This is a genomic window from Pontibacter rugosus, from assembly GCF_042678745.1.
Taxonomy (GTDB): Bacteria; Bacteroidota; Bacteroidia; order Cytophagales; family Hymenobacteraceae; genus Pontibacter; species Pontibacter rugosus.
Map to the genome: position 1 here is coordinate 1 of NZ_JBHTLD010000396.1, position 1,750 is coordinate 1,750.

A 1,750-nucleotide genomic window follows, 5' to 3' on the forward strand; every position below is an offset into this window, starting at 1 on the left:
ATATAAATATAGAAAAATAAGGAAGCTTATCAGGGCGTGATACTATAATATGTAACGGAATCAGCCGCTGCTAAAAACAACTTCTGATAATTAGACACAGTGGCTTTGAAAATATAATATAAGTGGTTTTGAGTTCAGAATTAATATGTACCTAATTAGCCTTCCATACCTGAAGGAATATGCTTGATTGAAATAGCCTAAAAGATAAAGTGATGCGTTCGGTGGAGGAGCTGAAGCGTGGGGATCGGGATTTGGATTAGCGCTTCACATCTAATTGATTTTTGATGAGATATACTAATTATGTTGCTTACCTTACAAACAGACAGCGGCCGGAGTTCCATACTCCGGCCGCTGTCTGTTTAACTTATATTGAATGCTAAGTATAGATATTTTAGAATAAGGTGTAGCTCATCATCAGACTGTAGCTTTTTATGCTAGAGCCAAGGTTAATTACATTCGAGACCCCGCTGTTTTTTTCATATCGTAGTTCAATGGCTAATGCTTTTTGGTTTATCGGCACAGAAGCACCTACACCTGCTATCAGGCCATCAGCGTATCTGTTGAAACCATTATAGGGCAATGCCGGCCCTTCGGAGAAGAAACCAGTACTGCTAGAGCTCCTTACAGCAGTATTGGTATCTTTTAGAGCGTAGTTAATGACAAAGCCTACATTTGCATAAGGGCGCACAGCACCTTTAGGATAAGTATAACGAAGCTGTAAGGGTAGCTTTAAGTAAGCTAAATCAAATTCATAATACTCTGAAACCGTAACTCTGTTACGAGAGGTAGCAGCCGAGAACTTTTGAGGTATGTATAGTAGCTCTGTTTGCAGAGATAGCTTTTCGTTTAGGTTAGGTAAAACCAAATTGAAAAATACTCCTCCTCCTAAATTAGAAGATCTACCAAAGTCAGCATTCGTAATATAGGCATCTCCTGTAAAATCCAAGGTAGAAGTGGCATACATTATAACTGGCCCTGCCGTTATAATAGCCTTGTCTTTCCTGTTAGTAAAGGTTTTTACTGTTTCTTCAGGTGCAACACATGCATTATACTTTGTAATGATTCTTGTTAAATCGCTATGGTTAATTTTAATGTTCTGTAGTTGATTCAGTGAGATTTGTTTGCAGTCAAAAAAAGCGTAACGCAGCAGGCCAATGTATTTTGTGTCTTTTTGTTGATACCTGGTTCCTGATGTAGGATCGGTTTTCTCTATGATACGATCAACAAGTTCTTCGAAAAGGGTGTCTTTTTGAAGAAAATAAAATTCAGCATCAAAGGTGTTGCGGTAGTAATAAAGACTAGCTTTTCCTTTCACTAAAACATTTAGAAAGAGTGCCTGTGTTTCAGGACCAAGAGGGCCATCTAAGGTTACTTTTTTGGTTTCAAATGCCTTGTTATCATTTTCATATCCATAACCAGCAATGTTATTCGGTGACAATCTTTGTTCCTCTCCATTTGCAGATGATTTGAATATAGTAACCTGTGCACTTCTGGCGTCTCCGCGATAATCTATCAAGCCCTTTATCGTATCAGTACCTTGGATAATATAGCCAGGTCGGAAATTCTTTTGTGCAAAAGCAAGTGTGCAGCAGCAAACGAGCAGCAGGGTGATGTAAGCGTGTTTCATAAGCTTGTTTTACTTTAGGTAGATAAGTAGTTACATATAAGTAAGTGATGTATTATTTCAGTCAGCCTAGCAGTACTATTCTATAGTTACTGAAATGTTCTATCGAAAAAAAGCCTGTAATAT

Annotated in this window: 1 protein-coding gene; it reads right to left on the reverse strand. The window is 37.9% G+C overall.

The features are described 5' to 3' along the window. Positions 1–391 precede the first annotated feature (391 nt). Entirely contained in the window at positions 392–1,516 is a 1,125-nt protein-coding gene (locus ACFQ2O_RS21495) for a porin family protein (RefSeq protein ID WP_377532931.1), read from the reverse strand. Positions 1,517–1,750 lie beyond the last annotated feature (234 nt).